Here is a 26479-nt window from a genome sequence, read left to right as displayed (position 1 = left end):
TGTCACTGGTGGTTTGCTGATGCTCGGTACCGGCATCGCTTCAGCCCAGGAGAACGTCAACCCCGACGCTCCCCCGAACCCCCTCGACGCGAAGGTCCGCGTCCCGGTCGACGTCGACCACAACAACCTGGGCACCCCGGTCGGCAACCGCGACCTGCCGACCGTGCACCGCGAGATCGGCACGCCGAGCGTGTCGGGCACCCCGGCGGGCCGCATCGCGGCGCCCGCCAACCCGCTGCTCCGCGCCGTGCAGGAGCGCGTCCAGGACGTGCAGGAGCGCGTCCAGGGCGTCGAGACCGCGGGCATCACCCGCGGCAACACCGCCGACGCCGACGTCGTCGTGCCGGTCGGCGTGTGCGGCAACGCCGTCGCCGCGGGCGGCGACGCCTACACCGAGGGCGACTGCGCCAAGTCCGTCGACAGCACGGGCGACATCAGGACCGACGGTTCCTACGGGGCGTTCTCGGGCAACGTCGCGTCGCTCGCCGCCGCCGTCTCCCCGCAGGTCAGCGGCAACGCCGTCGCGGGCCTGGCGAACGCCGAGACCCGCAGCACCACCGCGCAGGACGCCACCGCCGGCGGGGACGTCACCACGTCCGGCCGCCACGGCTCGCTGTCGGGCAACGTCGCGGCCGCCCAGGCCGCCGCGCCGGTCCAGGTGACCAACAACGCGTTCGCCGCCGGCGGCAACTCGCACAGCCGCTCGGCCGCGTCCAACGACGCCGCCGCGCCGGGTGTGCTGCGCACCTCCGGCGACCGCGGCACCGCCGGCGGCAACGTCCTCGGCGCGCCGCTGGCGCCCGTGGTCGCGGTCAGCGGCAACGGCGTCGGCGCCGCGGGCAACGCGGACGCCCAGGCCGAGAACAGCGCGTCCGCCAAGGCGGGCGACACCGAGGTCGAGCAGGGCTACGAGAAGTGGTCCACCACCTCGGGCAACGACGGCACGCTCGCCGGCAACGTGGTCCAGCCGTCCCTGGCGGGCCCCGTGTCGGGCGCGAACAACGCGTTCGCCGGCGTCGGCAACTCCGACGTCACCAGCTCGTCGGCCAACCGCTCCGAGGCCGGCGGCAACAGCGTCAGCTCGGCCCAGGACGGCGTGCTGTCGGGCAACTTCGCCGACGTCCCGATCGCCCTGCCCACGTCGGGCGCGGGCAACTCGCTGGCGGGCGTCGGCAACAGCTCGTCGCGGCACGCCAACGACGCCGAGGCGACCGCGGGCGGCGACACGTACACCGACGGCGACCGCTCGGTGCTGTCGGCGAACTCGGCCAACCTGCCCCCGGCGGGCGCGGTCGACCTGTGCGGCAACAGCCTGGCGGGCGGCGGCATCGCCGGCTCCGAGTGCGACAACGAGGTCACCGCGGACGCGGGCGGCCGCAACGGGTCGACCGGCAACGACGCGGTCGGCTCGGGCAACATCGGCCAGGTGCCGATCGGCGCGCCCGCCGAGGCGTTCGGCAACGGCGTCGGCGCGGCCGGCTCGTCGGCCGGCAACTCCTCGGAGCGCAAGACCATCCGCTCCGGCGCCGTGGCCGACAGCCACGACGACAACGGCACGGTGTCGAGCAACGTCATCTCCGCCCCGACCGCCGCCGGCGGCCAGGTGTTCGGCAACTCGGGCGGCGCGGTCGCCAACCCGACGTCCCGCACCGACAGCGACACCGAGATCGACCTGGGCAACCCGCCCAAGGCCAACGGCAAGCACGGTTCGGCGTCCGGCAACATCGTGCACGTGCCCACCTCCAACCCCGCCCAGGTGTTCGGCGACTCGGTCGTCGGCGTCGGCAACGGCTCCTCGGACACGACGAACAAGCTCGACTCCCGCTCGGGCGGCACGGCCGTGACGACCGGCGACGAGGGCTCCCTGTCCGGCAACGTGCTGTCCGTGCCCGAGGCGTCCTCGCCGCAGGTGTTCGGCAGCGCGATCGGCGCCGGCAGCAACGTCGACTCGGAGAGCCGCAACGAGTTCGGGTCGTTCTCCGGCGGCGACGTCTACACCTCCGGTGACGACGCGTCCCTGTCGGGCAACGGCGTCGGCGCCCAGCCGACCGTGCCGCTCCAGGTGTTCGGCGACGCGGCCTCGGTCGCGGGCAACGGCCGGTCCGACGTGGACAGCGGCTCCGACCTGGCCGCCGGCGGTCGTCACCTGACCTCGGCCGAGGACAGCTCCTGGTCCGGCAACCTGCTCACCGCCCCCCTCGGCGCGGAGCCGGCGGTGCACGGTGACTCGGTCTCCGCGCTCGGCATCGCGAAGACCACCACCGACAGCGTGGTGGAGAGCCGCTCGGGCGGGACCACCGACACCTCCGGTCGCGGTTCCGGCAGCGCGCACGACCTGGAGCTGCCCGGCCGCGCCGCGGCCCGCTTCTTCGGCGTGCCGCTCGACGTGATGGGCCAGGCGGAGACCAGCACCACGGACCGCAGCCGGGTGCTGACCGGTGAGCAGCGCCACGAGACCGCGCGGAGCGCGGAGCAGGGCGTCCAGCTCCCGGTCGGCGTCGACAGCCTGATGGGCGCGACCGAACTGCCGAACCTGGACGTGCTGGCCCTGCTGTCCGACTCCCGGTGGGCGCTGCGCGCCTCCACCCCGCACGAGCTGCGCGGCCTGCTGGTCCAGGGCGTGTCGAAGATCGGCCCCGCCCGCGACGTGCCGGCCGTGAAGACCCGCGTCCCGCGCACCGAGCTGCCCACCGACCAGCTCTCCGCGGTCACCCGCGAGCTGCCCAGGGTCGTCGAGGTCCTGCCCGGCACGGCCGACGAGCGTTCCTTCGCCGGTCAGCTGCCGGTGTCCGGCGACGTCCTGGGCCTGGACGAGACCCGGGAGCTGCCGGCGCTGGTGGAGACCCTGCCGGTCGGGGCCACCCTGCCGGGCGCGGGCCGCAGCATGCCGACCCTGCCCGTGGCCGCCCCGATCGCCCTGCCGTTCGTCGTGCCGGTGCCGGGCGTCGCCCAGCCGCGCACCACGACCCCGGCCCTCCCGCCGGCGTCGCTGAGCGGCCTGGACGTCAACCCGCTCCAGGACGTGGCCCTGCCGGGCCTGCCGCGCGTCGAGCGCACCCAGGCCCCGGCGCTGGCCGGCCTGGACGCGCTGACCGTGTTCGGCGCGCTGGAGGACACCACCGTGCTGCCCCGCATCTGAGGCAGGACGAGCACACCCCCCGCGCTCGGCCCCCGACACCGCACCGGTGTCGGGGGCCGAGCCCTTTCCGGGCCGCGTCAGCGGGTCAGGGCGCCGAGCATCGCGGTGAAGTCGTCCTCGGACACGATCGGCACCCGGTAGGCGCGCGCCCGCCGCGCCTTGCCCGACAGCGTGAACGGGTCGGCCGCCACCAGCACCCGCGTCGACCTCGTCACCCAGCCCCGGCCGACCAGGCCGGACGACGCCGCGCGGTCCAGCCACACGTCGCGCGGCGTGCGCGTCTGCCCGGTGAACACCACCGCGTCACCCCGGGCGAGCGTCACCGGCACCGGCGTCACCGACGCGCCCGCGGCCACGCCCCGCCGCACCTCGGCGACCGCCGCGGTCAGCCCCAGGTCCGGGAACGGCCCCGGGAACCGCCCCGGGAGCGGGAACGCGGCCGGGTCCGCGAGCTGCGCGGCGAACAGCAGCGCCGTCGCCCGCGCGTCGTCCAGCGCGGAGTGCGCCGTCCCCGGTTCGATCCCCGCCGCCGCGCAGCACGCCGCCAACGACCGGCGACCGCCGGCCAGCCGCATCGTGCACAGCCCGTCGACCTCGACGTCCACCCCGGCGCGGGCGAACTCCGCGGCCAGGAACCGCGCGTCGAACGCCAGGTTGTGCGCCACCACGACCCGCCCGGCCAACCGCTCCGCGAGTGCGCCCGCCACCTCGGCGAACGACGGCGCGTGCCACACGTCCGCCGCGCTGATCCGGTGCACGTGCTGCGGCCCCAGGTCGCGGCCGGGGTTGACCAGCGTGCACCACTCGTCGGTGATCCGGCCGCCGTCGTCGACCCGCACCACCGCGACCTCGACGACCCGGTCCGCGCGCCGCGCGGCGAACCCGGTCGTCTCCACGTCGACCACCGCGTACCCCATGACCGGCGCACCCTACCGACCCCGGTCAGGCCCGCAGCGCCCGCACCACCAGCGCCACCACCGAGTCGGCGTACTCCCGCGTCAACGGCCCGCTGCGCAGCAGCCACCGCTGGTACAGCGCCCCCAGCAGCAGCTCGGCCACCGCCTCCAGGTCCGCGTCGACCCGCACCTCGCCCGCCCGCCGCGCCACCCGCAGCCGCTCCTCCAGCACCACCCGCCGGGGCATCAGCAGCAGCGTCACCAGGTCGGTCCGCGCCTCGTGCACCAGCGCGCGGCACACCTGGTCGAACCGCCGGTCCTCCAGCTCCACCACCGCGTCCCGCAGCTCGACCACCAGGTCGCCCACGAGGTCGTGCGTGATCACCGCGTCCGGCACGGCGGGCACCAGCTCGACGAACGCGTCGAACAGCAGCGGCCCCTTCGACGGCCACCACCGGTAGATCGTCTGCTTCCCGACCCCCGCCCGGGACGCCACCGCCTCGATCGTCAACCGCGCGTACCCGACCGCCTCGACCAGCTCCAACGCGGCCACCAGGATGGCCCGCCTGGACCGGTCGCTGCGCCGCGCCGCGTCAGGTGGCATCCCACGATCGTAGGGGTCCTCACGTCCCGTCACACGCGTCTCATTTGGATGAATCTGGCCAACTCTGCAGGGTGAGACACGCCGGCTGTGCTGGGGAAACACGCTAATGCCATTCAGGCGCCATTCAGCGCACCGCAAAAATGCGGACGATGTGCGAATTGTGTGCTGGTAATCTCTGCGCCCTAACCGCTGTCCTTCGGTAGAAGCGCATTTGCTTGCTAGGGGAATGAATGTTCACCGATGGTGTCGGACCGGTTGTCGTCGCGGTGGACGGGCCGGCTGCCGCTGGTAAAACCTCTACCTGCCTGGCGCTGGCCGAAATTTTCGGTCTCACGTACCTCGAAAGTGGCCGGACCTATCGTATCGTCGCCTTCGAAGCTCTGCAACGTGGAATTCCCACTGATGATCAACATGCGGTGGTGACGTTGTGCGACGACCTGATCGAGAAGAGTCGCACGACGAGCCTCCTGGCGGACGGTCGGTACTCGTCGAGTTCATTGCGCTCCGGATCGGTCAACGTCGCGGTCTCGGCGGTCGCCAAGATCGCCGATCTCCGTCGTCGGATCACGGAACTCGTGCGGCTGTGGGCCACTTCCCAGGCGAAATGCGTGGTGGAAGGCAGGGACGTCGGTACGGTCATCTTCCCGGCGGCACCCGTGAAGTTCTACTTGACCGCGGCCCCCGAGGCGAGGGCCGCGCGCCGGGTCGCCCAGGAGCGTGCGGGGTCGTACGACGAGGTGCTCCAGGACGTGATCCGTCGCGATCGGATCGACATGGCTCGCGCGGCATCGCCGCTGGTGCCGGCCCGGGACGCGCTCATGATCGACACCACCGAACTCACGCTCGGGCAGGTGGTGGACCGCATGGCCTCGGTGTGCAAAAGCCGCGGTGTGCCGATTCCATGATCGGCGGCGATATACCGGTGTGACGACGCGACCGTCATGACAATCGGAAGGCGTGCATCCGAATGGAGGAGGTTGCTCTCCCGACCGGTGAGGGCGCGCTACCTTGATCAGGTCGGTACGGCCTGAGCACTGATCGGTGGGCTACATGTAGAGCGAGGAGTGTGATGCGGCGATCAGCAGCGGTACGAGAAGTCGGAGCAGTGGCTACCAGGGGGGCTGATTGCCTGTTCTGCAGCTTCGACGACACGTCGATCAACGACCTGCTGGTGGACGGCGAGTTGTGCTACGTGCGCCGGGACAACTACCCGGCAGCCGAGGGACACGTGGAGGTCGTGCCGAAACGGCACGTGGAGAGCTACTTCGACCTCACCGCCGAGGAGGCCGCCGAGGTCTACGCACTGATCAAGGAGGCGCGGCGGCTCCTCGACCGGAGTTACCACCCGGACGGCTACACGATCGGCGTCAACGAGGGACGCGCCGCGGGCCGCACCATCGACCACCTGCACATCCACCTGATCCCGCGCTACCGCGACGACGTGGCCGATCCCCGAGGGGGTGTCCGGCACGTGCTGCCCGGCACCGACCCGGATGAGTGGGGCTCCTAGCGCTTGACCGCGTCCACGATGAACCAGGTGCCGCGACGGCTCGACGTGGACCGCACGGACCCGAAGCCCGCGACCTGGAGTTCGGAGACGACGGACGCGCGGGTGCGCAGTGAGAACCACCGCTGGAGCGACAGGCGACCGCCGTCCATCCACCCCTCCGCCTCCCCCTCCTTGAAACTGATCGAGACCGCACCTCCCGGCCCGAGAACCCGGCCGAGTTCGCGGAAGACCTCGAGGTGGTGGCGGCGCGGCAGGTGGAGCACGCTCGCGCAGGCCCAGACCCCGCCGAACACCCCACCTCGGAACGGCAGCGACAGCAGGTCGAGTTGCACGACCTCGACGGCGTCGCACCGGGAACGGGTCATCTCCAGCATGCGTTCGCTCAGGTCGCCGGCGATCACGGTGGCACCCCGCGCGGTCAGGTACTCGGAGTCACGGCCGACGCCGCAACCGAGGTCGAGCACGAGACCGTCGCGCGGGACCGCGTCGATGAACCTGTCCAGTTCGAGGGCGAGGCCGGGGAACTGGTCGAGGTGGCCCGTCGTCGTGGCGTACTCGTCGGCGCGCTCGTTGTAGATCCGGCGGGTCGACCGCGCGATGCCCCTCGCCGTGTCCGGCCTCACGTGCACTCGAAGTTCTCCCGTCCGATGGCGATGCCGAGGTTGCTCATCTCCTCCAGCAGTTCACGTCGGTGGAGGACCCCGTGACCGCGACTGGCGTCCACGCTGATGCAGCCGATGAACTTGTTGCGGCCGTTCCTGATCGGGGTGGCGAACAGTGCGGTGCGGTGCTTCACCTCCTGGAAGGTCTTCCACGACAGGTTCATCACGGAAGCCGCCCCGAACCTCGCGACGTGCTCGTCGAACTTCTCGCGGTCGGTGAGCTGCGCGACCAGCGGCGCTACGTCGAACTCGATCTCGCGGTCGAGCTGCCAGCACAAGCCGACCGCACCAACCCCCCGCGTGGGGTGGAACTTGCGCGTCGCCGGGTAGCTCGACATCCGGTAGGTGGCGACCCGCTTGAGCACACCGCGCACCGGGTGTCGCAGGGTCCTGCGCTTGCGCCAGAAGTGCATGGCCAGATCCCCCATCGGCAGCGGCGGCCGCACTTCCTGGCTGATCACGAGCAACGTGCCGAACGTCGAGAGGACGCGGCGCCGCATGACCACGTCGCGGTTCGCCGCGGAACGCGACTGCCGGCTCTCGAACGGTGTCAGCGCACCGAAGACGCCGGCGATGCCGAGGAGCACGAGCAGCAGGTAGGGGCGGTTGTCCAGCACAGCGGTCCAGAACTGCTTCGAGGGCACGTCGTACGCCTTGCCGGCCAGGCACAGCGTCGCCGAGAGCAGTACCGCCTTGTCGATGGTCTTGGCCGTTGCCCTCCTCACGTACTGCGGTCGCCCGACTCGTTCGGGGAATGTCGCCAAGCCCTGCCCGGCAGGCTCGTGCGCGTTCCGTCGGTACGCACCAGGGCGACGTCCCGGTCTTCGGTCACCACGCCGATCCGGTGGAAGCGGAGCTGGTCGGACAGGGCGTCGACGTGCTCCGCGGGGACGGTGAAGACCAGTTCGAAGTCGACCGAGTCCCCCATGGACAACGTCAGCGGGTCGAGCCCGAGGTGCGCGGCCACGGCGTTCACCGCGTCCGGCACGGGCAGGTCGCGCTGGTGCACGGTGATGCCGACACCAGCGGCCTCCGCGATGGCCTCCAGGGTGGCTTTCAGGCCGTCCGAGGTGTCCTGGCAACTCGTCACGACGCCACTGCCGCTCAGCGCCAAGCCCTCCTCGACCCGAGGTGTCGGGCGCTTCCAGTTCGCGAGCATGCCGGCGAGGTGGTCCGAGTCGATGGCGGAGTCGGGTACACCCGCTCGCAGGTAGGCCATGGCCGCGCCCGCCAGTCCTGTGGGAGCTGTGAGGCACACGACGTCCCCGGGTTTTCCGCCCGACCGGAGCAGGGAACCGCCCGAAGGGCAGACGCCCAGGGCCGAGGCGGACAGGATGAGGCGTTCGGCGCCGCCGACGTCGCCGCCCACGTTCTGGCAGCCGGACAGCGCGCAGGCATCGCGGATGCCCTCCAGCACACGGCCGAAAACACTGTCGGTCATGTCGGGCGGGTAGCGCACCACGGAGAGCAGGCCGATGGGGTGAGCGCCCATCGCGGCTATGTCGCTGATGTTCGCGGAGGCCAGGTAGTACCCGAGGTCGTACTCGTCCAGGTAACCCATTTCATACAAACGGAACTTGGGTCCGCGTACGTAGTCGGAGCCGACGACCAAATCGTGTTCCCCGCTGAACCGGAATATCGCACAGTCGTCCTGGGCGTCCGCGCCGGCGATCAGTTCGACCTTGCTCCGGTCGAGCCGGACGACCGGGGAAAAAGCGTCGACCTGATTGCTGAAAATTCTGACGACAGTATTTGCCAGTCTGGTCGGCTCGTCCGAGAAAACGTTGTCCTGCGGCACGTCGTCAGTCCTTCGGGGTCGCATCGGGCGATCCGAGGCGTTCGGGCCAGTGTTCGACCGTCCGCATCGTCGACCGGAGGGCTTCCTTGCGCATGACGACGGCGTAGTCCCATTCGGGGTCGTCGATCGACAGCGTCGTACCGGCCACCGAACGCAGGTACTGCCTCCGCTGCCCCGCCGTGGGGAGGTACACGCGGCAGTGCCCCCCGTACAGGCGCAGGAAGTAAGCCGAGTCCGGCCAGGGGGGTCTGCCCAGGGCTGCCGGCGAGGGCAGGTCCAGGTGGCGGAGTCCGTCGGCGATCATCAGTTCGTCCACGGCGTCCCCGTCGACGGGGAGGAAGTGGAGGTGCGCGTGGGTGATGCAGGCGTGGCTCTCGTGGTTCGCCGTGGACCCGTGCTCCATGACGAGCGGTTCGCGGAAGGTCTCGGCGTACAGGCGCGTCACCTGCCCGACCAGGCTCTCGGTTTCGCCCGGGTGCCCGCGAAAGACCTGGGCGAAGGACAGGTAGTGTTTTTTCGGCAGCAACAGCAGGTGGCCGACCGCGAGTGGTGACATGTCGGCGAGCAACGTGAACTTCTCGGACGAATAGATTCGGCGAGAAGGCGGGTTTCCCTCGTAGAACCGGTTGAAGGACGTGTCGACCGCGCCTGAGATCTCCTCGCAGAAATCGGCTCCCGTGCACTGCACGGTGCTGATCATGGTCCCCCCTGTCGTCTGCTGCCCGGTACGGCTCGACGCAAGCTGCATTTTGCGTGCGGAACACGCGGTCCCACGCTTCTCTGTCGAGGTTAGCTCGGACGAGGCAGGTGCACGTCCGCAGTTGTGCGGGCATCTCCGGGTGTCGATCGAAAACGACATCGGGAGCTCGATGATTCCTGGGCGCGGTGAATCTTTTGCTCGGGTGAAACCGATAAATGCGGCTTCCCGCAGCGCGTTCGCCGAATGACCTGTGGTGGGCGTCGGCGCTTGCCGATGCACCGACGGCCGGTCCGGGACCGCGGGGTGCACCGCCTGCCCGGGAGCAGCGGCCACGACTTCATCGGCCATCCCACCTCCCGCGGCTGTTCCTGTTCGTCGATGCCGGACCTACGGCCGGACCGCCTGCGGCAGAATCGCCGGGTGCAGATCGGGATGCTCGGACCGTTCGAGGTGCGCGCGGACGACGGGGTCCCGGCGGAGGTGCCCGGCGCGCGGTTGCGCGCGCTGCTGGCGGCCCTCGCGCTGGAGCCCGGCCGAGTGGTGCCGAGGGCGACGCTGGTCGACTGGATCTGGGGCGGGCGCCCGCCGTCCGACGCGGCGAACGCCCTGCAACGCCTGGCCTCCCGGTTGCGCCGGGTGCTGCCGGACGGGGTGGTCGACGGGCAGGCGGGCGGCTACCGGTTGGCGGTGGAGCCCGACTCCGTGGACGCCGTGCGGTTCGAACGCCTCGTCACCCGGGCCCGCACCGGCGGGGAGCCCCGGCGGGCGGAACTGCTGCGCGAGGCGCTCGGCCTGTGGCGCGGCGCGGCCCTGGAGGACGTCGGGCTGTCGGACAGCGCGGCGTTCGACGCGGCGGTCACCCGGCTCGACGGGCTGCGCCTGACCGCGCTGGAGGACCGCTTCGAGGCGGAGGTCCGGCTCGGCCTCGGCGCGGAGCCGGTCGCCGAGCTGACCGGGCTGGTGGCCGCGCACCCGCTGCGGGAGCGGCTGGTCGCCGCGCTGATGCGCGCCCTCGGCGCGGCCGGCCGGAGCACCGAGGCGCTGGAGGTCTACCAGCGCACCCGGGAGGCCCTCGCCGACGCGCTGGGCGTCGACCCCTCGCCGGAGCTGTCCGCGCTGCACGTCGCGCTGCTGCGGGGCGAGGTGGGCCGGCGGGAGGAGAGCCGCGGGACGAACCTGCGCGCCGAGCTGACCAGCTACGTCGGCAAGGACGCCGACGTCGCCGCGGTCCGCGGGCTCGTCACCGGGCACCGGCTCACCACCCTGATCGGGCCGGGCGGCTCGGGCAAGACCAGGCTGGCCGCGGAGACCGCCCGCACGCTGCTCGACGACCTGCCGGACGGGGTCTGGCTGGTGGAGCTGGCGCCCGTCGTCGCGGGCGGTGACGTGGCGCAGTCCGTGCTGGCCGTGCTCCGCCTGCGGGACGGGGTGCTCGGCGGCGCGGTGGAGGCCGACCCGGCGGACCGGGTCGTCGCCGCGCTGCGCGAGCGGGAGGCGCTGCTGGTCCTGGACAACTGCGAGCACGTGATCGAGGCGGCGGCGAAGTTCGCCCACCGCGTGCTCGGGGAGTGCCGGCGGCTGCGCGTCCTCGCGACCAGCAGGGAACCGCTGGGCATCACCGGCGAGGCGCTGTGGCCGGTCGAGCCGCTGGCCCTGCCCCCGGTGGACGCCGACGCCGACGCGATCGGGTCCTCACCCGCCGTCCGGCTGCTGCGCGAACGGGCCGGCGCGGTGCGCAAGGACCTCGCGGTCGACGACGCCGCGCTGTCCACCATGGCGCGCGTCTGCCGCGCCTTGGACGGGATGCCGCTGGCCATCGAACTGGCCGCGGCCCGGTTGCGCACCATGTCCCTCGACCAGCTCGCCCACCGCCTCGACGACCGGTTCCGCCTGCTGACCGGCGGCAGCCGCACCGCGCTGCCCCGCCACCGGACGCTGCGCGCGGTGATCGACTGGAGCTGGGAGCTGCTCAACGACGCCGAGCGGGTGGTCCTGCGCAGGCTCTCGGCGTTCTCCGGTGGCGCGAGCCTGGAGGCGGCCGAGCGGGTGTGCGCGGGCGACGACGTCGAACCGCGGCAGGTGCTCGAACTGCTCACCGCCCTGACCGAGAAGTCGCTGGTGGTCACCGAGGGCGACGCGGCCCCGCGCTACCGGCTGCTCGGCACCATCGAGGAGTACGCCGCGCACCGGCTCGCGGAGGCCGGCGAGGCGGAGTCGGTGCGCCGCGCGCACCTCGCGCACTTCACCGGGTTCGTCGAGGCCGCCGAACCGCACCTCCGCCGCGCCGAGCAGCTGGAGTGGCTCGCCGCGCTGGAGGGCGAGCACGACAACGTCGTCGCCGCGATGCGGGGGGCCCTCGCGGCGGGCGAGGCGCACGGGGCGATGCGGCTCGCGGCCGCCGCCGCCTGGTACTGGTGGCTCGGCGGGCGCAAGGCCGAGGGCAACGAGCTGATCATGGCGGCCACCGCCGTGCCCGGCGAGGTGCCCGACGGGACGCGGGTCGTGGTGTACGCGTTCATCGTGTCGTTCGTGACCTCCGGGCCGGGCGACCAGTTCTGGGCCGAGGAGTGGATCCGCAAGGCCCACGAGATCAGCCTGCGGGTGACGAGCCCGCACCCGGCGGTGCGGTTCATCGGCCCGCTGGAGAGCATGCTGCACGGCCAGGACGCGTTCCTGCCCGCGTTCGAAGCGCTGCTCGTCGACGACGACCCCTGGGTGCGCGCCCTCGCCCGGTTGCACCTGGGCAAGCTGCGGATCGTGCTCGGCCACGACGGGCGGGAGGCGGACGCGCACCTCGAAGCGGCGCTCGCCGAGTTCCGCGCGATCGGCGAGCGGTGGGGGATCTCGTTCGCCCTGGCCGAGCTGGCCGACCGGATCGCCGTGCGCGGCGGGTTCGCCGCCGCGTGCGAGCACTACGAGCAGGCGATCGCGGTCGTCACCGAGCTCGGCGCGCTGGAGGACGTCGTGCGGATGCGGTCGCGGCAGGCCCAGCTGTACTGGCTGCTGGGCGACGCGCGGGCGAGCGCGGCGGCCATGGTGGAGACGCAGCGGCACGCGGACCGGACCGCCTGGCCGCAGACGGTCGTCGAACTGGCCCTGCTGAAGGCGGAGCTGGCCCGCTGGAGCGGTGACGCCGAGGAGGCGCGCCGGCAGTTCGCCGTCGCCACGGCGGCGCTGGGCGACGACGCCGAGCAGCCGAACATCCGCGCGATGGCGCACGACCTGCTCGGCTACCTCGCCGACGGGCTGGACGAGGTCCGCGACCACCGCGCGGCGGCCTTCCGCGCGGCGGCCGAGGCCCGGCACCCGGTCCTGGTCGCGCGGGTGCTCGTCGGGATCGCGGACCTGGCGCTGCGCCGGGAGCGGCCCGAGCAGGCCGCCCGGCTGCTCGCGGCGAGCGCCGGCGTGCGCGGCCTGCCGGACCGCTCCCACCCGGACGCGGTCCGGGTCGAGGCGGCGGTGCGCCGCGACCTCGGCGACGCGCGGTTCACCGAGGTCACCCTGGAGGGCGCGCGGGCGGACTGGCGCGAACTGGCCGAGGACGCCCTGACCCCCTGACCGCCCGCGCCCCCGACCGCCCGCGTTCCCCGACCGCCCGCGCCCCCCGACCGCCCGTGCGCGATCACCAGGTGACCGGCAGCTCGTGCACGCCGTAGATGTTCATGTCGGACCTGACCCGCACCTCGCCGGCGGGAACGGCGAGCCCGAGGGTCGGGAAGCGGCGCAGCAGCGCCTCGAACCCGGCACGCATCTCGATGCGGGCCAGCTGCTGGCCGAGGCACTGGTGCACGCCGTGCCCGAAGGCCAGGTGGCCGCGGGCGCCGCGGCGGACGTCCAGGGTGTCGGGGTCCTCGAAGCGCCGGGGGTCGCGGTTGGCGGCCAGCAGCGAGACGATGACCGTCGACCCCTCGCGGATCGTCTCGCCGCCCACTTCGAGGTCCTCGGTGGCGTAGCGGAAGAAGATGTCGGCGACGGACAGGTAGCGCATCAGCTCCTCGACCGCGCCGGGCAGCAGGTCCGGTTCCGCGCGCAGCGCCGCCAGCTGCTCAGGGTGCTCCAGCAGCGCGAAGGTGCCCAACCCCAGCATGTTGGCCGTCGTCTCGTGGCCCGCGAGCAGCAGCAGGAAGGCGACGCCGGTCAGCTCCTCGACGGTCAGCTCGTCGTGGCGCGCCAGGTCGGACAGCAGGTCGTCGTCGGGCTCGGCGCGCTTGCGCGTGACCAGCCCGGCCAGGTACGAGTTCAGGGCGCCGTAGGCGGCCATCTTGTCCTCCAGCGCCACCTCCCTCTCCATGAACTTGGCGGAGTTCGCCTGGAAGGACTCCCGGTCCTCGTAGGGGACGCCGAGCAGTTCGCAGATCACCAGCGACGGCAGCGGCAGCGCGAACTCCCGGACCAGGTCGACCGGCGGGGTCAGGCGCGCCACCTCGTCGAGCTGCCGCTCGGCCAGCTCGACGACGCGCTCCTCCAGCGCCTTCATCCGCCTGACCGTGAACGCGCCGGTGAGCATCCGCCGCAACCGGGTGTGGTCCGGCGGGTCCATGGCGATGAACAGGCCCGGGACCTGCGGCGACGGCTCGGTGGGCGCCGGCATCCCGGGGGTCTCGTACGGCATGTGGAGGACGCCGATGTCCTGGCGCGAGCTGAACCGGGTGTCGGCGAGGACCTGGCGCACCTCGTCGTAGCCGGTGATCAGCCAGCCCTCGTGGCCGTCCTGGAAGAGCAGCGGGCTGACCGGGCGGGCCCCGCGCAGCCCGGTGATGGCGCGGGGCGGGTCGAAGGGACCCGCGTCGCGCTCCGTGGGCAGGCCCTGCGGTACGGGGACGGTGCTGGTCATCCGGTGTCCTCTCGTGGTGGTTGTGGTCACCACGATCACCGGGTGACCTGACACGCCGCTGACACGGCCCGGACACCGCCCCCACGTCGTCATCCCCGCGCCGTCACCCCTGCGCCGTTACCCCTGCCCGCCGCAGAACACCTCGTCGAGGAGCTTCCCCAACGACTCCCGGAAGACCCCCTGGAGGGACAGCTCGGCGTCGTCCACGTAGGTCAGCGAGGCCGTCAGGGTCCTGCTGCCGTCCACCGAGCGGTACATCAGCGTCGCGTAGCCCTGCACCCCGCCGTTGTGGTTGAGGACCGCGCCGCCGCAGCCCGGACCGAGGTCCAGCACGAACAGCCCCAGGCCGTAGCCCGTCGCGGGGTGCGGTTCGCGCATCTCGGCCAGCAGCGGCGCCGGGAGGAGCGTCCCGCCCGTCAGGCCGGCCATGAACGCGGCCAGGTCCGCGGTGGTCGAGACCAGGTCACCGGCGCCGGGCACCCACGAGGGGTTCTGGCGGGTGATGTCGACGACCTCCTCCCGGCCGTCCTTCTGGTACCGGTAGTAGGCGTGGGCGTGCGGCCCGGGGATGCCCGCGGAGGTGCCCGGCACGACGGTGTCCCGCATCCCGAGCGGCCGCAGGACCCGCCGCCGGACCTCGTCGGCGTACGAGTTGCCGGTGACCGCCTCGATCAGCAGCAGGGCCAGCGCGTAGTTGGTGTTGCTGTAGCTCCAGCCCGTGCCGGGGGCGAACCGCGCCGGCCTGGACAGGGCGTACCGCGCCAGCTCCACCGGCCGGTAGGTGCGGAACCGGCCCTCCACCCACTCCGGGCCCGACCAGGTGATCCCCGGCTCGACCGTCCCGTCCGGGCGGACGTCGCCGGTGTGGTTGGACACCCCGCTGGTGTGCTGGAGCAGCATCCGCACCGTGATCCCCGGGTCCAACCCGAGACCCGGCAGGTGGTCGGCCGCCGACGCGTCCAACCCCACCGCGCCCTCGGCCACCAGCTGGAGCACCACGGTCGCCGTGATCGTCTTGGTGGCGCTGCCGATCCGGAACCGCCCGTCCGTCGGCGGCTCCGCGGCCCCGCCCAGCCTGCGCACGCCCGCGCTGCCGACCCACTCGCCCCGCTCGTCGCGCACCCGCAGCTGCATCCCCGCGATGCCCGAGTCGACGGTCTCCCGCATGATCGCCCGCAGCTCCGGGCGGTCCTGCCCGGCGGCGACGGCGCGGTCCGCGACGGCCACCCCCGGCGCGACCAGCCCGACCAGCAGCGACGCCACCAGCGCCACGACCCCCGCCCGCCGGACCCCCGCCCGCCGGACCCCACCGCGCCCGGCACCCCTGCTCGACCGCGACCACGCGGCCCCGTTCCGTGAACTCGTCATGGCGACCACGATCACCGGCCACCCTGACACCGCACCGCCACCACCCTGACGCCGAGCCACCCCGACGCCGAGCCGACGGCGCGGCCTACCCCTGGGCCAGGTCGGCGAACCGGCTGTAGTGCAGCTGGTGGGCCACCGTGATGGTGGCCGTCGGACCGGCGCGGTGCTTGGCGATGATCAGGTCCGCCTCACCCGCGCGCGGGTCGTCGCGCTCCCACGCGTCGGGCCGGTTGATCAGGATCACCATGTCCGCGTCCTGCTCCAGCGAGCCGGACTCGCGCAGGTCGGACAGCTGGGGCCGCTTGTCGGTGCGCTGCTCCGGGCCTCGGTTCAGCTGGCTGATCGCGATCACCGGGACCTCCAGCTCCTTGGCGATGAGCTTCAGGTTCCGGGAGAACTCGGAGACCTCCTGCTGGCGGGACTCGCTGCGCTTGCCCGACGACATCAGCTGGAGGTAGTCGACCACCACGAGCCGCAGGTCGTGCCGCTGCTTGAGCCGCCGGGCCTTGGCCCGGATCTCCATCATCGTCAGGTTCGGCGAGTCGTCCACGAACAGCGGCGCCTCGCTGATCTCGCTCATCCGCCGCGCCAACCGCGTCCAGTCGTCGTCGCTCATCTTGCCGCCTCGCATGTCGCCGAGCCGGATGCGGGCCTCGGCGGAGAGCATGCGCATGACGATCTCGGTGCGCGACATCTCGAGCGAGAAGATGGCGCTGGTCAGACCGTGCTTCACCGAGCAGGAGCGGGCGAAGTCCAGTCCCAGCGTCGAGTTGTGCGTGGGCACCATCGACCGGCCGGCGAGGTAGAGGTGGTCCGCGTTGTCCACCTCGACGCACCGCACCGGGACGCTCTCGACCGGGCGGACGTCGACGATGAACCGCGATCCGGTGCGGGCGGTGCCCGCGGCCCGGCGACGCTCCTTCAGCACGAGGCGCTTGCGTTCGAGGCGGAACACGTCGTCCTCGGTGCCGAACGTCAGGATGTACGCGGTCGACGACTCCTCGCTGCGCCCGCGCACCCGCTTGGTGCTGGTCGAGCACCGGTAGCCCAGTCCGACGACCAGCTCGCGGACGTCCTCGGCCAACCGCCGGTTGGTCACCGAGAACTGCACCGAGCCGCCCGCGGTGACGGTCCCGTCGGTGTCGAGCAGACCGGCCAGCAGCGCCCGCCGCTGGGCGGTGGACGCCCGCAGGTAGGTGGCGGGGACGTGCTTGTCGCCGAGCACCCCGAGGCCCCGCAGGAGCGCCTGGACGGTGCCGTGCCTGCCGTGGCAGTCCTGGCAGCGGCGCAAACCGCTCGACGGCCCCCCGCAGTCGGGGCAGGTCGGCGCGGGCAGCCGGATGCCGTGGAGGAGACCGCCGTGCGGCACCACGTCGTAGCCCTCGGCCTCGACGTGCCAGGCGATCTCCGGGTCCGCCGTGGTGAACCGCGCCGACGCCGAGTGCCCGTCGCCCAGCCACGCGCCGAGCGTGTAGGGACCGATCGGCAGGTCGGCCTCGGGCAGGTCGAGCGGCGCGGTGTTGGTCACCGAGTGGTTCAGGCGGGCGTCGGCGGTGCCGCAGCGCAGGGTCGCCGCGATCTCCCGGGTGGTGCGGACCTCGGCGGACGCGTGCTTCGAGCGCCGCGACGCGCGGGTCTCGGTGAGCCACTGGTGCTCGGCGTCGGCGACGATCACGGTGCCGTCGGAGAACTCGACCTCGTAGCACGGCCGGCCGTGCATCACCCCGGTCGCCGCGACCACCCTGGTGGGCCTGCCGTCGGCCCCGACGAGGTGGTCACCGACCTCGACCTCGCCCATCGTCGTCCAGCCCGTGGGCGTGGCGAGGGGGGTGTCCAGGGCGAGCGCCTTGCCCACGCCCGGCCGGGCCGCGACGATGATCATCTGACCGGGGTGCAGGCCGTTGGTCAGCTCGTCCAGGTCGGCGAACCCGGTGGGGATGCCCAGCGACGACCCGCCGCGCGAGGCGATGGCGTCGATCTCGTCCATGGTCGGCTGGAGCAGCTCCTCCAGGACCACGTAGTCCTCGGTGGTGCGGCGCTCGGTGACCTCGTAGATGGCGGCCTGGGCGCGGTCGACGACCTCGTCGACATCGGCTCCCTCGGCGCCGTTGTAGCCGAGCTGGACGATCCGGGTGCCCGCCTCCACCAGGCGCCGCAGCACGGCCTTCTCCGCCACGATCTCGGCGTAGTAGGAGGCGTTCGCGGCCGTCGGCACGGTGGCGATCAGGGTGTGCAGGTAGGGGGCGCCGCCGACGCGCAGCAGCTCGCCCCGGCGCTCCAGCTCCGCCGAGACGGTGATGGGGTCGGCGGGCTCGCCGCGGCCGTACAGGTCGAGGACGCAGTCGTACACGGCCTGGTGCGCCGGGCGGTAGAAGTCGTTGGGCGCGAGGACCTCGACGACGTCGGCGATCGCGTCCTTGCTCAGCAGCATGCCGCCCAGCACCGACTGCTCGGCGGCGAGGTCCTGCGGCGGCTGCCGTTCGAAGCCGGGCTCGGCCATGCCCCGGTCGTCCACCAGCGCCACCGTGAGCTCACCCCAATCTGCTGCCGTGCGGATGTTTCTACCCCGTCCGACCGACAAAAGCCGGTAACCCGGGTGCGGCGATTCAGCGACGCTAGAGGCCCCCGGTTGGACCAGGCAAACGGGACTGTGGACAACCCGGTGGACAGCTTGGGGATGGCGGGCCGAACCTGACCACAGGGCCTGCGAAACCTGTGGACAACTTGGGTACAAGTGGGTCCGTGACAGAAGTTGTGCCTGCTCAGACCCTGTGGATGAATTTGTGGACAACCGGTATGTCACAGCCCCGGCGTGTCGCGTGTTACCGCCTCTTCGGCGTGTCGCGCACACCGCGTCACACGAGTTGTCCACAGCCGAACGCACGAAAGCGCCGCCCGACCAGAACACCTGGTCGAACGGCGCTCCCGCGTGGAAAGTGCCTGGGCTCAGCCCTGGGCGGCGACCTCGACGGCCAGCGCCACGGTGACCTCCGGGTGGAGGCGGACGTTCACCGAGTGCTTGCCGAGGGTCTTGATGTGGCCCGCCAGGTCCACGGCCCGCTTGTCGAGCGTCGGGCCGCCGGCCGCGCGCACGGCCGACACGACGTCGGCCGAGGTGACGGAGCCGAACAGCTTCTTCGAGCCCGCCGCGGCCTTGGCCTTCAGCGTCACGGAGCCCAGGCCCTCCAGGGAGGACTTGATCTCCTTGGCGTGGTCCAGGTCGCGGACCCGGCGGGTCTCCTGCGCACGGCGGATGACCTCGACCTGCTTGGCCGCGCCCTTGGTGGCGACGATCGCCAGGCCGCGGGGCAGCAGGTAGTTGCGGCCGTAGCCGTCCTTGACCTCGACGATGTCGCCGGGGCCGCCGAGGCCGGTCACGTCAGCGGTGAGGATGAGCTTCACGATGCCGTCCCCTTTCTCAGCGAGCCGTCGAGGTGTAGGGCAGCAGCGCCATCTCGCGGGCGTTCTTGACGGCGACCGCGACGTCGCGCTGGTGCTGGGAGCAGTTGCCGGTGACCCGGCGGGCGCGGATCTTGCCCCGGTCCGAGATGTACTTCCGGAGCAGGGTGGTGTCCTTGTAGTCGATGAGGTTGGCGTTCTTGTCCTTACAGAACGCGCAGACCTTCTTCTTGGGCTTGCGCACAGGCGGCTTGGCCATGTGTGGACTCCTGGTATTACGCGGTGAAGTGTGGATGGACCGGTGCGCGGGTCTAGAAGGGGGGCTCGTCGGCGAAGCCACCGGAGCCGGCCGGCGGGGCGGAACCCCACGGGTCGTCAGCCGGGGCGCCACCGCCACCGCCACCGCGGGACTGACCGCCGCCGCCGCCGAAGCCGCCGCCGCCGTCACCCCTGCTCACCTTGTTGACCTTCGCGGTCGCGTAGCGCAGCGAGGGGCCGATCTCGTCGACCTCAAGCTCGATGACGGTGCGCTTCTCGCCTTCCTTCGTCTCGAAGGAACGCTGGCGAAGCCGCCCGGTCACGACTACGCGCGAGCCGCGGGTGAGGGACTCGGCCACGTTCTCCGCGACCTGCCGCCACACGTTGCACCGCAGGAACAGCGCCTCCCCGTCCTTCCACTCGCCGCTCTGGCGGTCGAAGGTGCGGGGCGTGGAGGCGACCGTGAAGCTCGCCACCGCGGCACCCGACTGGGTGAAGCGCAGTTCCGGATCGGCGGTCAGGTTCCCGACCACCGTGATCGTCGTCTCGCCGGCCATGGTCGGGAGCTCCTAGGCCCTGGCTGCCTTGGCGGCCTTCGCGGCGGCCTTGGCGTCCGCCTTGGCCGCGACCTTCGCCGCGGTCTTGGCGGCCCGGACCGGGTCGCGGCGCAGGACCTTGGTCCGGAGCACCGTCTCCTGGAGGCCGAGCTGGCGGTCGAGTTCCTTCACCGCGTCGGGGGTCGAGGTCAGATCGAGGATGGCGTAGATGCCCTCCGCGTTCTTGTTGATCTCGAAGCTCAACCGGCGCTTGCCCCACACGTCGACCTTCTCCACGTTGCCGCCCGTGGTGCGGATGACGTTGAGGAACGTGTCGAGGGACGGCGCGATCGTGCGCTCGTCGAGACTGGGGTCGAGGATGACCATCACTTCGTAATGACGCATGTGGACCACTCACCTCCTGTGGACTCGGCGGCCACGGACGTTCCGTGGCAGGAGGGTCTGTCGCGTCAGCAACCCGAAAAGGGTAACAAACCCCCGGACGGGTAAGTCCGGGGGCCTGTTCACGCAGGTCGGGCGTCGCTCACAGCTTCCAGTTGTGGAAGTTCGCGAAAGCCGGCTCGGTGATCCGGGTGCCCCGGTTGTGGTCCCCGTAGCCGTACGCGTGCACCGCGATGGCGCAGTACGTCGTGCAGCCGACGTGGTAGACGGCCGAACCGCTCTGCCCGCCCACGGTGTCCAGGTGGTAGGCGACCTGGCGGGTGTAGAGGGCCGAGACCGCGCTGCTGGTGAGCCACTGGGTGGCGCTGGGCTTGTCCTGCGGGTAGCCGGCGCTGCTCACCGCGCTGCCCGCGCCGGGCGTGGACGCCCAGTTCATGCCGTACCAGCCGGTGGTGGTGCCGACGGTGCAGTTGAGCTTGAGGGCGGCGTAGTCGTACTCGACGCTGGCGCTCTGGGTCCAGCCGGTGACGCTGAAGACGCCGGACGTGCCGCAGCTGCCGTACGGCGAGGTGGCGCCGTTGCGGCCCGGGTAGACGGTGAAGTTGGTGTTCCAGGCCCCGGACGCGCCGCCGGAGTGCACGCAGTGGCCCGCGGTGGCGACGGCGTTCGCCGCGTACAGCCAGCCCGTGCACCAGCTCGTCGCGCCGTTGGGCTTGGTGTAGGTGAAGTAGACGTTGGCGCGCGCCGGGTAGACCGTGGTCGGGGTGACCTGGGTGCGCTCGTCGGGCGCGATGATCGACGCGGCCGACAGCTCGTCGGGCGGCACGACGCGCGGTCCGGGGCCGGCGGCGGGGCGCGCGCCCCGGGCGTCGGCGGGGTTCCCGGTGCCGGTGGACCCGGGCGACCCGGACCGGGCCGCCCCGAGCTGGGGTGCGGTCCCGACCTTCCCGTCGGCGGAGACGGGGGTGTCCGGGGCGGGTGCCGTCGCCGCGGAGGCCGTGGCGGCGGCCCCTGCGGTGAGCGCGGCGGCTAAGCAGAGCGACAACAGCGCGGGCAGGGTTCGCCTGGTCATCGAGTTGCCCCTTCGGGGATCGAGGAGATGACGACCAGGTAACGCTCCCACTACCCAGAGTGGTCAGATAGCGGCATTCGCAGGAAAAATCCGCACGCCGCGTTACGCCTGCGGCGAGTCGCGGCACGGCGCACCCGGCGGATCGCGCCGCGCACCCGAGGGGGCACGCCACCGCGCATCGGCGGATCAGGCCGCCGCGCACCGAGGGGTCAGGCCACCGCGCGCCGCAGCACCCAGGTCCGGACCAGCGCGCCGGTCACGAGGGACAGCAGCAGCACGGCGAGCAGCACCGGGGCGGCCACCCCGCCGCCCGCCCGGCCGAGGTCGGGCAGCGCCTGCGCGCGGCCGGCGGTCTGCACGCCGTCCTGGTCGCCCGCGCCCGGCAGGCCGTAGCCGGGCCGGTAGCCGCTCACGGCGCCGCCGTAGCGCACGCCGGGCGACGGCGAGTACTGGCCGGGCACGGCGAACGGCAGGGAGCCGTAGCCGAACAGCGGCACGCGGCCGAAGTTGCCGCCCCACGGGTTCGCGCCGTACAGCGGCAGGTCGATCGCGCCGACCCCGCCGACCGGTGTGAACGGGCTCTGCGCGCCGCCGGGCGCGGTGCCCGGGGCGCCGGGGGTGCCGGGCGTGGTGCCGGGCCGGCCGGTGGGCGGCGGCGTGCCGGGGTTGGGCTGCGGCGGCGTGCCGGGCGCGCCGGGCAGGACCTGCCGCACGGCGCCCTCCGAGGCGTCGGCCAGTGCCTTCGACCCGTCCTGGACGGGTGCGGCGACGGCGTTGACGCCCTCGACGGCGACGCCGCACAGCCCCGACAGCGTCCGCTGCACCGAACCGGTGAGCGTGGTGACGATCGGCCCGAGCAGCGGCAGCTCGGCCAGCTCCGCGTTGACCTTGTTGGCGATCTCGCCGCCGGTGATGACGCCCTTGCCGGTGGGGACCGCGCCGATCGGGATGGGCGGCATCGCGGCGAACGCCTGCTTGAACGGCTCCGCCAGCGGCGGCCCCAGCAGCGGGACGGCGCGGATCAGGTCGACCACCGGGCCGAGGACCGCGCCGGTGCTCAGCGCGACCGGCGTGCCCGGAGCGCCCCGCACGGTGGCGGCGCAGTCGCCGACGACCACCGGTTCGGCGGCCAGGGCCGTGCCGGTGCCGCCCGCGAAGCCCGTCGCGCCGACCAGGAACACCACGGCGGACGCGATCGAGAGCCGGGTGAGCCGGGTCCGCATCGTTGGCCTCCTCGCCGTGCCGAGCACGTTTCCTACTTACAAGTAACGAGCGTAGGTCCTGATGGTGACGTGAGCCATCCCCCTCGGGCCACGAATTCCACATCGGCGGCCGGCGTCGGGGCGTTGCAGGTCCCGACTACCCTGCACAGCTATGCGCATCGGGGCCCACGTGCGAGACGACGACCCGCTCGGCGCCGCCGCCGATCGCGGCGCCGAGGTCGTCCAGTTCTTCCTGGCCGACCCCCAGGGGTGGAAGGCGCCGCAGCCGCACCCCCGGACCGATGGGCTGCTGGCCTCCGACCTGGACGTCTTCGTCCACGCGCCCTACGTCGCGAACGTCGCCTCGCTGAACAACAGGATCCGCATCCCGTCCCGCAAGATCGTGCTCCAGCACGCCGAGGCCGCGGCGGAGGTCGGCGCCAAGGGGCTGATCGTGCACGGCGGCCACGTGGCCAAGGGCGACGACCCGCTGGAGGGCGTCGCCAACTGGCGGAAGATGTTCGAGCGGCAGGCGGAGAAGGGCGGCTTCGCCGTCCCGGTCCTGATCGAGAACACCGCCGGCGGCGAGAACGCCATGGCGCGCACGTTCGACATGCTCGCCAGGCTGTGGGACGCCGTCGGCGAGTTCGACGCCGGGTTCTGCCTCGACACCTGCCACGCGTTCGCCTCCGGCGAGGACCTCGTGGGCATCGTGGACCGGGTCAAGGCCATCACCGGCCGCATCGACCTCGTGCACCTCAACAGCTCGCGCGACGCGTTCGGCTCGTCCCGCGACCGGCACGCCAACATCGCCTCCGGCACCATCGACCCCGACCAGCTGGTCGCGGTGGCCGCCGCCGCGGGCTCGCCCGTGCTGGTCGAGACACCCGACGAGGGGCAAGCCGAGGACATCGCGTTCCTCCGCGAGCACCTGGGCCGATGAGCGTGACACGGGAGGCGGTGGCCGTGCCGGGTGGCGCGGGCGCCAGGTCGGGGACGGCGCGCTTCGGCCGGGCCGCGCTGGCGGTCGTCGTCCTCCTGTGCGGGCTGACGATGTTCGTCGGCTTCCTCAACAAGGACCGGTGCACCGGTCCGCGGTTCGACCAGTGGGGCCGCAGCGCGCCGGACTACGAGGAGCGCAACAAGGCCGAGGTCTGCTACTCCGACATCCAGCACCTGTGGATCGGGCGCGACGTCGACCGCCACGTCTTCCCGTACGTGCACGGCAGCATCAACAGCAAGGGCGTGCTGGTCGGCGGCGTCGTCGAGTACCCGGTGCTGACCGGCCTGCTGATCTGGGCGGGCGCGATCTTCGCGCACACCGACGCGGCGTTCCTGCTGTTCTCGGCGCTGCTGATGGCCCCGTTCGGGCTGGCCGCCGGGTACCTGCTCGGCAAGCTCAGCCGGTGGCGCGCGCTGGTGTGGGCCATCGGCCCGCCGGTGGTGCTCTACGCGTTCCACAACTGGGACCTGCCGGTCGTGTTCTGCGCGGTCGCCGCGGTCTACGTCGTGCACCGCGGCTGGGGCAAGCGGGAACGGCCCCTGCTGCACCGGGCCGTCGTGGCGTCCGTGCTGCTCGGCATCGGGTTCGCGTTCAAGATCTACCCGGCGATCTTCGTGCTGCCGCTGTGCCTGTACGTGCTGACCGGCGGCCCGGGAGGGCGCGACCTGCCGCGCGGGGGGCGCTGGGACTGGGTGGGCGCGGTCAAGGTCGCGCTGGCGTCCGTCGTGACGGTGGTGCTGATCAACCTGCCGTTCGTCGTGGTCGGCCTGGAGGGCTGGAAGGCGTCGTTCGCGTTCCAGGGCATCCGGCGCGTCGACATCACGACGAACTCGATCTGGTTCTGGGCGATGCGGCCGTTCATGGAGGACGGCACCATGCAGTCGCTGGTGTCGGTGCTGTCGCCGGTCGGCATCCTCGCCTCGTTCGCCCTGGCCTGCTGGATCGGCTGGCGGCGCTACCGGGTCGAGGGGACCTACCCGTGGGTGCCGGTGTCGGCGGCCATGCTGTGCGGCTTCCTGCTGCTGCACAAGGTCCACTCGCCGCAGTACACGCTGTGGCTGGTGCCGATGTTCGTGCTGCTGCGCGTGCACTGGGGCTGGATCGCCTCGTACTTCGTCGCGGACCTCGCGATGGGCGTCGGCATCTTCCGCTGGTACTACGCGATCGAGTTCGCCCAGCCGTCCGGCATCTACGACGGGTTCTCGGCGCAGGCGGTCGTGATCGGCGTGTGGGGCCGGGCCGCGCTGCTGGTGGCGCTGTTCCTGGTGTTCCTGCGGTCCGAGGTGACCTTCCGGGACCGCGAGGCGACCCGCCGCCGCGAGCCCGCCGCCACCTGACCCCTCCCGGTCGAGGCGCGGACCGGTTCCGCACCGGCGCCGACACCGCGGGCCGGCGGGCGGTCGGCGCCGGGAGGAACCCCCGGGGCCGACCGCCCCGCCGTCAGCCCGAGGGCGTGGCGGGCGTCGCCGCGGGCTCCGCGCCGACTGCCCCGCGCTCCGCGCCGACGGCTCCGCGCCGCTTCCCGAACCGCAGCGCGAACCGGTCCGGCGCGCCGTCGACCACCCCGCCCGCCGGGTCGTCGTCGCCCGCCTGGCGCACCTTGTCCAGGTCCGGCCGGTAGACCTCGCGCACGATGACCGCGCACAGCACCACCACCGCGACGTCGCGCGCCACGACCGCGCCCAGGAACCAGTCGATCGGCAGGCCCTTGTTGTCCACGCCCAGGTAGAAGAACATCCGGGGCACCCACACCAGCGCGTCGATCGTCATCCACGCCAGCAGCAGCTTCCACCTCGGCAGCGCCAGCACGGCCAGCGGCACGAGCCACAGCGAGTACTGCGGGCTCCACACCTTGTTGGTCAGCAGGAACGCCGCCACCACCAGGAACGCGAGCTGCGCGAACCGCGGTCGCCGGGGCGCGGACAGCGCCACGAACCCGATCGCCGCGCAGCACACCAGGAACAGCACGGCGGACACCGTGTTCAGCACCTCGGGCGCCTGGCCCTGGACGAGCCCCGGGTCGAAGCCCCGCCAGCCGGTCCACTGGGCGACCACGTTGTAGAGCGAGTCGGGGTCCACGCCGCGCTCGGTGTTGAGCCGGAAGAACTCGCGCCAGCCGTCGGGGTAGAGCAGCGCGATCGGCGCGTTCACCGCCGCCCACGTCGCGAACGTCGTGCCGACCGTCGTGAACCCGGACCTGAGCTTCCCGGACCGCCAGCACAGCAGCAGCAGCGGCCCGAGCAGGAACAGCGGGTACAGCTTCGCCGCGCCGCCCAGCCCCAGCAGCACGCCCGCGAGCACCGGTTTCTTCCGCGCCCAGGCCAGCAGGCCCGCGGTGGCGAACGCGGTGGCGAGCGTGTCGAAGTTCGTGAACGCGTGCACGACGACCAGCGGCGACACCGCGACCAGCACCGCGTCGTACGGTCGCCTGCGGGCGATCTGCGACACCGCGTACACCGTCACCAGCCAGGCCAGCGCCAGCCACAGCGCGGTGATGTCGAAGTACACGATCACGGTCATCGGCGACGGCAGCCAGCCCGACTCCGCGATCTGCGTCCAGCCCTGCGCCATCCGGGCGTTGAGCAGCATGAACATGCCGGTCAGCACCGGGTACTCCATGTACCGCACGTGCGCCGTCGGCTTGCCCTCGTCGTCGACCCACGACGTCTTGTACGGGAACGTGCCGGGCCGGTCGAGCCGCTCCGCCGTGTACAGCGGCACGGTGTCGGAGTAGCACATGGCGACGAACTGCCTGCTGCCCCGCCAGTCCAGCTGCACCACGCCGTTGTCGTCGACGTACTGCTGGACGCACGGCGACTTCTGGAACCACGCCAGCGCCAGCGTGATCACCGCGAACAGCAGCACGACGCGCAGCGGCGTCCAGAACCACTGCCTGCCCACCGAGGCGTGCCTGCCGACCGGCCCGCCGAGCGGTCTGCTCGCCGCGCGGGCGAGCGGCTCGGTCCACGTCGGGCTGACCCGTTCCTCGGGGCCGAGGGAATCGGTGTCGTCGGCGTTCGCCTGCGTGTGCTGCGAAGGGCTGGCCACGGGAACGGATGCTACGGGCACCGGTCAACGGCGGTGGTGAGGTCCGGG

22 protein-coding genes are annotated in these 26479 nt (G+C 72.4%); 6 read left to right on the top strand and 16 right to left on the bottom strand.

Annotated features, from left to right (window positions below):
* Nucleotides 1-19: 19 nt before the first annotated feature.
* Entirely contained in the window at nucleotides 20-3139 is a 3120-nt protein-coding gene (locus ACRAKJ_RS41645) for a beta strand repeat-containing protein (RefSeq protein ID WP_447008841.1), read from the top strand.
* Nucleotides 3140-3216: 77 nt separating this feature from the next.
* On the opposite strand, the gene ACRAKJ_RS41640 is transcribed toward ACRAKJ_RS41645, so the two are convergent.
* Both ACRAKJ_RS41640 and ACRAKJ_RS41635 read right to left on the bottom strand, forming a co-directional pair.
* Entirely contained in the window at nucleotides 3217-4056 is an 840-nt protein-coding gene (locus ACRAKJ_RS41640; protein WP_447008840.1) for an exonuclease domain-containing protein, read from the bottom strand.
* A 25-nt stretch (nucleotides 4057-4081) separates the two neighbouring features.
* The gene (locus ACRAKJ_RS41635; protein ID WP_438925914.1) at nucleotides 4082-4639 is read right to left on the bottom strand and encodes a TetR/AcrR family transcriptional regulator C-terminal ligand-binding domain-containing protein; all 558 of its coding nucleotides are present in this window, start codon (nucleotides 4637-4639) and stop codon (nucleotides 4082-4084) included.
* 230 nt (nucleotides 4640-4869) lie between these two features.
* Between ACRAKJ_RS41635 and cmk the strand changes: the two genes are divergently transcribed.
* Both cmk and ACRAKJ_RS41625 read left to right on the top strand, forming a co-directional pair.
* The gene (gene cmk, locus ACRAKJ_RS41630) at nucleotides 4870-5544 is read left to right on the top strand and encodes a (d)CMP kinase (RefSeq protein ID WP_438925913.1); all 675 of its coding nucleotides are present in this window, start codon (nucleotides 4870-4872) and stop codon (nucleotides 5542-5544) included.
* A 200-nt stretch (nucleotides 5545-5744) separates the two neighbouring features.
* Nucleotides 5745-6149, top strand: a complete 405-nt coding sequence (locus ACRAKJ_RS41625; RefSeq protein WP_438925912.1) for an HIT domain-containing protein — start codon at nucleotides 5745-5747, stop codon at nucleotides 6147-6149.
* Here ACRAKJ_RS41625 and ACRAKJ_RS41620 read toward each other — a convergent pair.
* Genes ACRAKJ_RS41620 through ACRAKJ_RS41605 form a run of 4 tightly spaced genes read right to left on the bottom strand, consistent with a single transcriptional unit; the run spans nucleotide 6146 to nucleotide 9309 of the window.
* Nucleotides 6146-6772: a methyltransferase domain-containing protein gene (locus tag ACRAKJ_RS41620; RefSeq protein ID WP_438925911.1), complete on the bottom strand. Its 627-nt coding sequence runs from the start codon at nucleotides 6770-6772 to the stop codon at nucleotides 6146-6148. The genes ACRAKJ_RS41625 and ACRAKJ_RS41620 overlap by 4 nt on opposite strands.
* Nucleotides 6769-7536: a hypothetical protein gene (locus tag ACRAKJ_RS41615; protein ID WP_438925910.1), complete on the bottom strand. Its 768-nt coding sequence runs from the start codon at nucleotides 7534-7536 to the stop codon at nucleotides 6769-6771. Before ACRAKJ_RS41615 ends, ACRAKJ_RS41620 begins: the two co-directional genes overlap by 4 nt.
* Nucleotides 7533-8609, bottom strand: coding sequence for a thiamine-phosphate kinase (gene thiL / locus ACRAKJ_RS41610; protein ID WP_438925909.1), 1077 nt, complete (start codon nucleotides 8607-8609; stop codon nucleotides 7533-7535). Before thiL ends, ACRAKJ_RS41615 begins: the two co-directional genes overlap by 4 nt.
* Nucleotides 8610-8613: 4 nt before the next feature.
* Nucleotides 8614-9309, bottom strand: coding sequence for an HIT domain-containing protein (locus ACRAKJ_RS41605; RefSeq protein WP_438925908.1), 696 nt, complete (start codon nucleotides 9307-9309; stop codon nucleotides 8614-8616).
* Nucleotides 9310-9729: 420 nt separating this feature from the next.
* Here ACRAKJ_RS41605 and ACRAKJ_RS41600 point away from each other — a divergent pair, with 420 nt between their 5' ends.
* Nucleotides 9730-12867, top strand: coding sequence for a BTAD domain-containing putative transcriptional regulator (locus ACRAKJ_RS41600; protein WP_438925907.1), 3138 nt, complete (start codon nucleotides 9730-9732; stop codon nucleotides 12865-12867).
* Nucleotides 12868-12931: 64 nt separating this feature from the next.
* Here ACRAKJ_RS41600 and ACRAKJ_RS41595 read toward each other — a convergent pair whose 3' ends face one another.
* From ACRAKJ_RS41595 to ACRAKJ_RS41555, 9 genes are all read right to left on the bottom strand, one after another.
* Complete coding sequence (locus tag ACRAKJ_RS41595) at nucleotides 12932-14143, bottom strand: cytochrome P450 (protein ID WP_438925906.1); 1212 nt, start codon at nucleotides 14141-14143, stop codon at nucleotides 12932-12934.
* A gap of 117 nt (nucleotides 14144-14260) precedes the next feature.
* Nucleotides 14261-15511, bottom strand: a complete 1251-nt coding sequence (locus ACRAKJ_RS41590) for a serine hydrolase (protein ID WP_438925905.1) — start codon at nucleotides 15509-15511, stop codon at nucleotides 14261-14263.
* An 85-nt stretch (nucleotides 15512-15596) separates the two neighbouring features.
* The gene (gene dnaB / locus ACRAKJ_RS41585; RefSeq protein ID WP_438925904.1) at nucleotides 15597-18035 is read right to left on the bottom strand and encodes a replicative DNA helicase; all 2439 of its coding nucleotides are present in this window, start codon (nucleotides 18033-18035) and stop codon (nucleotides 15597-15599) included.
* A 422-nt stretch (nucleotides 18036-18457) separates the two neighbouring features.
* Nucleotides 18458-18916 carry a 50S ribosomal protein L9 gene (gene rplI / locus ACRAKJ_RS41580; RefSeq protein WP_438925916.1) on the bottom strand — a complete coding sequence of 153 codons (459 nt, stop codon included), beginning with the start codon at nucleotides 18914-18916 and terminating at the stop codon, nucleotides 18458-18460.
* Nucleotides 18917-18929: 13 nt separating this feature from the next.
* Nucleotides 18930-19169: a 30S ribosomal protein S18 gene (rpsR, locus tag ACRAKJ_RS41575; RefSeq protein WP_015805710.1), complete on the bottom strand. Its 240-nt coding sequence runs from the start codon at nucleotides 19167-19169 to the stop codon at nucleotides 18930-18932.
* 52 nt (nucleotides 19170-19221) lie between these two features.
* Nucleotides 19222-19725 carry a single-stranded DNA-binding protein gene (locus ACRAKJ_RS41570; protein WP_438925903.1) on the bottom strand — a complete coding sequence of 168 codons (504 nt, stop codon included), beginning with the start codon at nucleotides 19723-19725 and terminating at the stop codon, nucleotides 19222-19224.
* Nucleotides 19726-19737: 12 nt separating this feature from the next.
* Nucleotides 19738-20109: a 30S ribosomal protein S6 gene (rpsF, locus tag ACRAKJ_RS41565; RefSeq protein WP_438925902.1), complete on the bottom strand. Its 372-nt coding sequence runs from the start codon at nucleotides 20107-20109 to the stop codon at nucleotides 19738-19740.
* A 139-nt stretch (nucleotides 20110-20248) separates the two neighbouring features.
* Entirely contained in the window at nucleotides 20249-21178 is a 930-nt protein-coding gene (locus tag ACRAKJ_RS41560; protein ID WP_447008839.1) for a trypsin-like serine peptidase, read from the bottom strand.
* A gap of 209 nt (nucleotides 21179-21387) precedes the next feature.
* Complete coding sequence (locus ACRAKJ_RS41555) at nucleotides 21388-22401, bottom strand: hypothetical protein (protein WP_438926532.1); 1014 nt, start codon at nucleotides 22399-22401, stop codon at nucleotides 21388-21390.
* 151 nt (nucleotides 22402-22552) lie between these two features.
* Between ACRAKJ_RS41555 and ACRAKJ_RS41550 the strand changes: the two genes are divergently transcribed.
* Nucleotides 22553-23323 carry a deoxyribonuclease IV gene (locus tag ACRAKJ_RS41550; RefSeq protein WP_438926531.1) on the top strand — a complete coding sequence of 257 codons (771 nt, stop codon included), beginning with the start codon at nucleotides 22553-22555 and terminating at the stop codon, nucleotides 23321-23323.
* A complete protein-coding gene (locus ACRAKJ_RS41545) occupies nucleotides 23320-24720 on the top strand; it encodes a glycosyltransferase family 87 protein (RefSeq protein ID WP_438926530.1) in 1401 nt (466 codons plus the stop codon). Before ACRAKJ_RS41550 ends, ACRAKJ_RS41545 begins: the two co-directional genes overlap by 4 nt.
* Nucleotides 24721-24823: 103 nt before the next feature.
* Here the strand turns inward: ACRAKJ_RS41545 and ACRAKJ_RS41540 are convergent, their stop codons facing one another.
* On the bottom strand, nucleotides 24824-26431 hold the full coding sequence (locus ACRAKJ_RS41540) for a glycosyltransferase 87 family protein (RefSeq protein WP_438926529.1): 1608 nt from the start codon (nucleotides 26429-26431) through the stop codon (nucleotides 24824-24826).
* Nucleotides 26432-26479: the final 48 nt, after the last annotated feature.

The sequence above is a fragment of the Saccharothrix sp. DSM 118769 genome (assembly GCF_052936295.1).
The sequence above is the reverse complement of the archived record's forward strand: the minus strand, read 5'-3'. Positions and strand labels throughout refer to the sequence as shown.

Bases quoted from the DNA above. Each gene is read 5' to 3' on its own strand.
- ACRAKJ_RS41595 (WP_438925906.1), bottom strand. From the start codon at position 14,143: ATGACCAGCACCGTCCCCGTACCGCAGGGCCTGCCCACGGAGCGCGAC.
- ACRAKJ_RS41635 (WP_438925914.1), bottom strand. From the start codon at position 4,639: ATGCCACCTGACGCGGCGCGGCGCAGCGACCGGTCCAGGCGGGCCATC.
- ACRAKJ_RS41545 (WP_438926530.1), top strand. From the start codon at position 23,320: ATGAGCGTGACACGGGAGGCGGTGGCCGTGCCGGGTGGCGCGGGCGCC.
- ACRAKJ_RS41570 (WP_438925903.1), bottom strand. From the start codon at position 19,725: ATGGCCGGCGAGACGACGATCACGGTGGTCGGGAACCTGACCGCCGAT.
- ACRAKJ_RS41560 (WP_447008839.1), bottom strand. From the start codon at position 21,178: ATGACCAGGCGAACCCTGCCCGCGCTGTTGTCGCTCTGCTTAGCCGCC.
- rpsR (WP_015805710.1), bottom strand. From the start codon at position 19,169: ATGGCCAAGCCGCCTGTGCGCAAGCCCAAGAAGAAGGTCTGCGCGTTC.
- ACRAKJ_RS41550 (WP_438926531.1), top strand. From the start codon at position 22,553: ATGCGCATCGGGGCCCACGTGCGAGACGACGACCCGCTCGGCGCCGCC.
- cmk (WP_438925913.1), top strand. From the start codon at position 4,870: ATGTTCACCGATGGTGTCGGACCGGTTGTCGTCGCGGTGGACGGGCCG.
- rpsF (WP_438925902.1), bottom strand. From the start codon at position 20,109: ATGCGTCATTACGAAGTGATGGTCATCCTCGACCCCAGTCTCGACGAG.
- ACRAKJ_RS41640 (WP_447008840.1), bottom strand. From the start codon at position 4,056: ATGGGGTACGCGGTGGTCGACGTGGAGACGACCGGGTTCGCCGCGCGG.
- ACRAKJ_RS41555 (WP_438926532.1), bottom strand. From the start codon at position 22,401: ATGCGGACCCGGCTCACCCGGCTCTCGATCGCGTCCGCCGTGGTGTTC.
- ACRAKJ_RS41590 (WP_438925905.1), bottom strand. From the start codon at position 15,511: ATGACGAGTTCACGGAACGGGGCCGCGTGGTCGCGGTCGAGCAGGGGT.
- ACRAKJ_RS41645 (WP_447008841.1), top strand. From the start codon at position 20: ATGCTCGGTACCGGCATCGCTTCAGCCCAGGAGAACGTCAACCCCGAC.
- ACRAKJ_RS41605 (WP_438925908.1), bottom strand. From the start codon at position 9,309: ATGATCAGCACCGTGCAGTGCACGGGAGCCGATTTCTGCGAGGAGATC.